The sequence below is a fragment of the Pseudactinotalea sp. genome, assembly GCF_048594945.1.
Taxonomy (GTDB): domain Bacteria; phylum Actinomycetota; class Actinomycetes; order Actinomycetales; family Beutenbergiaceae; genus Pseudactinotalea.
The window spans coordinates 1-5,564 of the sequence record NZ_JBMDXJ010000237.1; the positions used below are offsets into that span (position 1 = coordinate 1).

The window sequence follows — 5,564 nt, forward strand, 5'->3', positions numbered from 1 at the left end:
GGTCGTGGCGACGCAGCCGTATCTGGCCAGCCTCGACGTGCGGCTCCCCCCGACCTTCACCGACGCGGGCATCCGAGCAGCGCTGCGGCTGCGCGCGTCGCACCGGGACCTTGCGGTGCTGGTGCTCAGCCAGTACGTCGAGGAGCGGTACGCGACCGAGCTGATCGCCGCCAACACCGGTGGCCTCGGCTACCTGCTCAAGGACCGGGTGGCCGACGTGGAGGAGTTCCTCGCCAGCGTGGAGACCGTCGGCTCCGGCGGCACCGCGCTGGACCCCGAGGTGGTCGCGCAGCTGCTGACTCGGCGCCATCGCGACAGCAAGCTCTCCCGGTTGACCGAGCGCGAGTCCCAGGTGCTGGGGCTGATGGCCGAGGGCCGCTCCAACCAGGCGATCGCCGGATCGCTCTACATCTCCGAGGGCAGCGTCGAGAAGCACATCTCGTCGCTGTTCACCAAGCTTGACCTGGAGCCAGGCACCGCCGGCAACCGGCGTGTGCTGGCCGTGCTCGCCCACCTCGACTCACAGCCCGGAACGGAGCAGCGATGACGACCGACATCCGTATCGAGGACGCCCCGATCACTCCCCCTCCTCCCAGACGGAACGGCTGGGTGATGACGCTCGTGACCCTCACCGGAGTGGTCGTCATCGGCGCGCTGGTGCTGCAGGCGGTGGGCTTCGGGATCAGGTCCAGCGCCGACACCCGGCATGCGACCTACGCTGCCGACGTCGAGGACGTCACCGAGCTCGATGCGCGCATCTCGAGCGGTCATCTTGCGATCTCCTTCGCCGACGTCGAGGAGGCCACGCTCGAGGTCACCTCGAGCGGATGGCGCAGCGACGTCGACTGGAGGTTCGAGGTCGACGGCAACCGGCTCGTGGTTCGCGAGCAAGGGAACCGGTGGATCTGGCCCGACTTCGGCGGGTCCCGCAGCGAGGCCGAGCTGGTCCTTCCGCGCGATCTCGAGGGCGCCGTCTCCGCCGTGCTGGACGTCAGTGCGGGCGGCATGGAGGTCGACGGCGACCTCGCGGACGTGGCGATCGACGTCTCGGCAGGCTCACTTGTCCTCGTCGGTGCGAGCACCTCACTCGAGGCGAAGGTCAGCGCGGGCGACGCGACCGTGATCACCTCCGACCCGAGGACGATCTCGGTGCGTGTGAGTGCGGGTAGCTTCCACGGCACCGTGACCGGCGCGCCGCCGGAGAGCACGGATGTCCACGTGAGTGCCGGGGACGCCGACCTCGACCTCCCGGACGCCGCCTACGCCGTCAGCGGCGGTGTCTCGGCCGGCGACCGCACGATCGACGTCCGCACCGATCCCGCGTCCGAGCACAGCCTCCACGTGCAGGTCAGCGCCGGCGACGCCACCATCGGCTACTCCACCGACTGACCCGATGTCACCGCTGAGGTTCGAGAGAGCGGTGAAACCGTAGGGTGGGGTGGTGAGTTCGCCCACCGATCACCCGGGGCGGGAGGCGCTGCAGCGGCTCGTCGCGCAGGTGGTCGCCGCGGGGATCAGGCCGCTGGGCGGCCCGCACGCCTACGACGCCGAGCGCGCCGCGCAGTACCGGGCGTCCGCCGTGCTCGTGCTGTTCGCGCCCACCGACAGGCGGGCGCGGGCCACGAACGGGGTGAGCGACGCCGTCGACCTCTTCCTGGTGCAGCGCTCACCGTTGCTGCGGCACCACCCGGGTCAGATCGCGCTGCCGGGCGGGCGGCTGGAGCACGGCGAGACCGAGGTCGAGGCGGCGCTGCGTGAGACCGAGGAGGAGATCGGGCTGGCAGCGCGGCACGTGGAGGTGCTCGCCGAGCTGGAACCGGTGCTGGTCCCGATCAGCGGGTTCGTGGTGCACCCCGTCCTCGGCTGGACCGACTCCCCCGACGAGGTGAGCGAGATCGCGCCCGGCGAGGTGCTGCACACGCTGCGGGTGCCGGTCGCCGACCTGCTCGAGCCCGCCACCCGAGCCACGGTCACGATCGCTGGCCACCGCAGCGCCGGCTTCGAGCTGGACAGCGGCTGGGTGTGGGGCTTTACCGGCAACCTGCTGGACCACCTGTTCACCGAGCTCGGTTGGACACGCCCGTGGCCACGTGAGCGCGTGCACGTGATGAGCATGGACGAGGCCCGCGGCAGCCACCTGCGCGAGCCGTGACCTGCCCGCTGGCAGCCACGCCGGTGACCCTGGTCCCACCCCCCTGCAGTAGCGGTGAGTCAGGTCCGACTCACTACGGTGTCGTGGGACTGGACTCACCGCACCCTGGAAGGAGTGGGACTGGACTCACCGCTAGCGCCGGTTCAGGTGCCCGAACCGGTGCTGGGTGCGGCTGATCGCCTGCTCGCGCAGCACGGTGAGGAGCTCGCGGCGGCCGGAGGCGAGCACGCGGCCCACCAGCAGCGTCACCTCGGCCGCAGGCTCGAGCGTGGCGGGCCAGAGCGCGGCGGCGTCGCCGACCACGCGGACACGCCCGCGCACCTCGCCGGCGGCGATCCGGGCGGTGACCTCGGCTTCTGTCTCGGTGACCCACTGCTGCGCCTGCGCCCAGGCGGCCATCTGCTCGGGCAGCTCCACCTCGGGGTCGATGCTCACCTCCACCGGGACACCGGCACACTCGGCGGCCAGCAGCACCCGCAGCAGGGCGGCTCGCCCGGCGTCGGCGCTCCCCCGGACCACGAGCCCCGGCAGCGGCCGGTATCGGAAGACGTTCGACTCCGCGCGCAACCCGCTGGCGTCCAGCTCCACCGAGTACAGGCCGCGGGCGTGGGCATCGGACTCCGCTGCACTGCGCAGCCACGTGTGCTCGGTATCCGCCAGCCAGCGCCGGGATGCCTCGAGGATCGCGCCGACGCGCGGCCCGACCTCACCGGCCGAGGTGGGCGTGCGCGCCTGGCTCCACGTCCCGAGCTGGGCCACGTAGTTCGGGCCACCGGCCTTGGCACCCGGCCCCACGGCGGAGCGCTTCCACCCTCCGAAGGACTGCCGCTGCACGATCGCCCCGGTCGTGTGCCGGTTGACGTAGGCATTGCCCACCTCGACGGCGTCCAACCAGTGGGTGATCTCGGCCTCGTCGAGGCTGTGGAGACCGCCCGTGAGCCCGTATGGGGTTGCGTTCTGCCACTCGATCGCCTCCTCGAGCGTGTCGGCGGTCATGACGCCGAGGACCGGGCCGAAGTACTCGGTGAGGTGGAACGGCGAACCCGGCTGCACACCGGCCTTGACGCCGGGCGACCAGAGCCGCCCGGTCTCGTCGAGCTGACGCGGCTCAACGGCCCAGCTCTCCCCCGGCCCGAGCGTGGTGAGCGCCTCGGCGAGCTTGCCCTGCGGCGGCTCGATCACCGGTCCCATGCCGGCGCCGAGGTCGCTCGGCCAGCCCACCCGCAGCGAGCCGACGGCGTCGAGCAGCTGCCGCCGGAATCGCTCCGAGGTGGCCACCGATCCCACGAGGATCAGCAGCGAGGCGGCTGAGCACTTCTGCCCGGCGTGCCCGAACGCCGAGCGCACGGCATCGGCGACGGCGAGGTCGTAGTCCGCGCTCGGCGTCACGATCAGCGCGTTCTTGCCGCTGGTCTCGCCGTAGACGCGCGGGCCGTTCGGCCGGTCGGCGCGCCAGCCGGTGAAGAGCTGCGCGGTCTCGTAGGCGCCGGTGAGGATCACGGTCTCGACGTCGGTGTGGGTCACCAGCGCCTTTCCCACCTCGCCCTCGTCGGTGCGCACCACCTGCACGAGGTCGGGATCGACCCCGGTCTCGGTGAGCGCCTCGCGCACGGCCTCGACCGCGATCTCCGTGCATCGCGGCGTGGGCGGCGCGGGCTTGATCACGACGGCGGAGCCGGCCGCCAGCGCTGCGAGCACACCCCCGGTGGGGATCGCCACCGGGAAGTTCCACGGCGGGGTCACGAGCACCACCCGGTCGGGCTGGTGCTCGAGTCCGTCGGCGAGTGCGACGTCGTCGAGCCGCTCGGCGGAGTCGGCGTAGTAGCGGGCGAAGTCGACGGCCTCGCTCACCTCGGGGTCGGCCTCGGCCACGGTCTTGCCACCCTCGGCCGCCATGGCGGTGACGAGGTCGTCGCGGCGCCGCTCCACCGCGGCGGCAGCCGCGCGGAGCGTGCGGGCGCGGTCGCGCCCGGACCGGATGGACCACCCGGGCTGGACCTCGATGGCGCGCGAGATCACGCCGTCGACCGCTGATTGATCGGTGAGCACTCCAGAGGTGGGCTCGCCGGGGTCGGCGGCGACGAGCTCGGCGGCACGGGAGCGGACCTCGGGAACGGCCGGATCGGCGTCGGGCGTGTTGGCGAAGGTCTCGGTGATCGCGGGGCGTGAGGTGGTGCGGCGGGGGCCGCTCGCGGTGGTGGCGGAGGCGGCCACGCTGCGGCGGAAGCGTCGCTCCTGATCGGCCAGGGCGTCCTCTCCGCCGGCGAACAGCGCGTGCAGGAAGTTCTCGGGAGCGGCGTTCTCCTCGAGTCGGCGCACGAGGTAGGAGACCGCGACATCGAAGTCGGCGCGTGCGACCACGGGCGTGTAAAGGATCACGGGGCTGGTGTGGCCCACGTCGGCGCGGACCGCGCGCGCCTGTGAGGGGGCCATCCCCTGCAACATCTCCACGTCCATCGCGGCCGCGACCCCGCGGCGGGTGGCGAGCAGCGAGGCGAACGCGACGTCGAAGAGATTGTGGGAGGCGACCCCGATCCGGAGGGTCTCGCAGACCTCGGGGCGGAAGGCGCGCTCGAGGAGGCGCAGGTAGTTGGCGTCGACCTCGTCCTTGGTGGGATACGGCGCCTGCGGCCAGCCGTGCAGCTCGGCCTCGACCCGCTCCATCGCGAGGTTCGCGCCCTTGACGAGCCGGATCTTGATGCGCGCGCCACCCCGCTCGTGGCGGCGCTGAGCGAACTCGATCAGCCGCTCGAGAGCGGCGGGCGTGTCGGGGAGGTAGGCCTGCAGCACGATGCCGGCCTCGAGGTGGATGAACTCGGGCTCGCTGAGCATGGCCTCGAACACGTCGAGGGTGAGCTCGAGGTCGCGGTACTCCTCCATGTCGAGGTTGACGAACTTCGGCGGGTGCGCGGCCGCGGCGGCGCGGTAGAGCGGCCGGAGCCGCTCGAGCACGCGCGCGGTGGTGCCGGCCGTGTCCCAGGTGCTGATCTGGGAGACCAGAGAGGAGACCTTGATGGAGACGTAGTCCACGTCGGCGCGCTCGAGCAGAGCGCGCGTGCGCTCGGCGCGGGCCTGCGCCTCCGCCTCGCCGAGCACCGCCTCGCCGAGGAGGTTGATGTTGAGGCGGTAGCCCTCCGCACGCGCCGCCGCGAGGTGCTTGCCGAGCGCGGGGTCGCGCGAGTCGACGAGGAGGTGGCCGACCATCTGGCGCATGCGAGCCCGGGCGACGGGCACGACGACACCGGGGGCGACGCGGGCCGCGAGGGCGCCGGCGCGCGGACCGTCTCGGTCGACTGCTGGCCGAGCCGGAGGGTCGGGAACTGCTGTTCACGCTCACCGACGAGGTCCTGCGCATCGCCCGGCCGCCGCGCTCGGTCGCCCGGCTGCGCGCGCTCGTGGCGGGGGGACTGCC

Annotated in this window: 4 protein-coding genes; 3 read left to right on the plus strand and 1 reads right to left on the minus strand. The window is 72.6% G+C overall.

The features are described from left to right. The 3 genes from ACOJSN_RS10210 to ACOJSN_RS10220 all read left to right on the plus strand — a co-directional run. Positions 1 to 547: LuxR C-terminal-related transcriptional regulator (locus tag ACOJSN_RS10210; protein ID WP_420112388.1), on the plus strand; the 547-nt coding region annotated here is incomplete at its 5' end. Continuing rightward, complete coding sequence (locus ACOJSN_RS10215) at positions 544 to 1,389, plus strand: hypothetical protein (RefSeq protein WP_420112389.1); 846 nt, start codon at positions 544 to 546, stop codon at positions 1,387 to 1,389. The genes ACOJSN_RS10210 and ACOJSN_RS10215, both read left to right, overlap by 4 nt. 52 nt (positions 1,390 to 1,441) lie before the next feature. Then, entirely contained in the window at positions 1,442 to 2,152 is a 711-nt protein-coding gene (locus ACOJSN_RS10220) for an NUDIX hydrolase (RefSeq protein ID WP_420112390.1), read from the plus strand. Between the two features lie 132 nt (positions 2,153 to 2,284). Here ACOJSN_RS10220 and ACOJSN_RS10225 read toward each other — a convergent pair whose 3' ends face one another. Further along, positions 2,285 to 5,365 (minus strand): bifunctional proline dehydrogenase/L-glutamate gamma-semialdehyde dehydrogenase, encoded by a 3,081-nt coding sequence (locus tag ACOJSN_RS10225; RefSeq protein WP_420112391.1) that lies wholly within the window; start codon positions 5,363 to 5,365, stop codon positions 2,285 to 2,287. Positions 5,366 to 5,564: the final 199 nt, after the last annotated feature.

Excerpts from the sequence above, each read along its gene's own strand:
- ACOJSN_RS10215 (WP_420112389.1), top strand. The coding sequence starts at position 544 with ATGACGACCGACATCCGTATCGAGGACGCCCCGATCACTCCCCCTCCT.
- ACOJSN_RS10225 (WP_420112391.1), bottom strand. The coding sequence starts at position 5,365 with ATGCGCCAGATGGTCGGCCACCTCCTCGTCGACTCGCGCGACCCCGCG.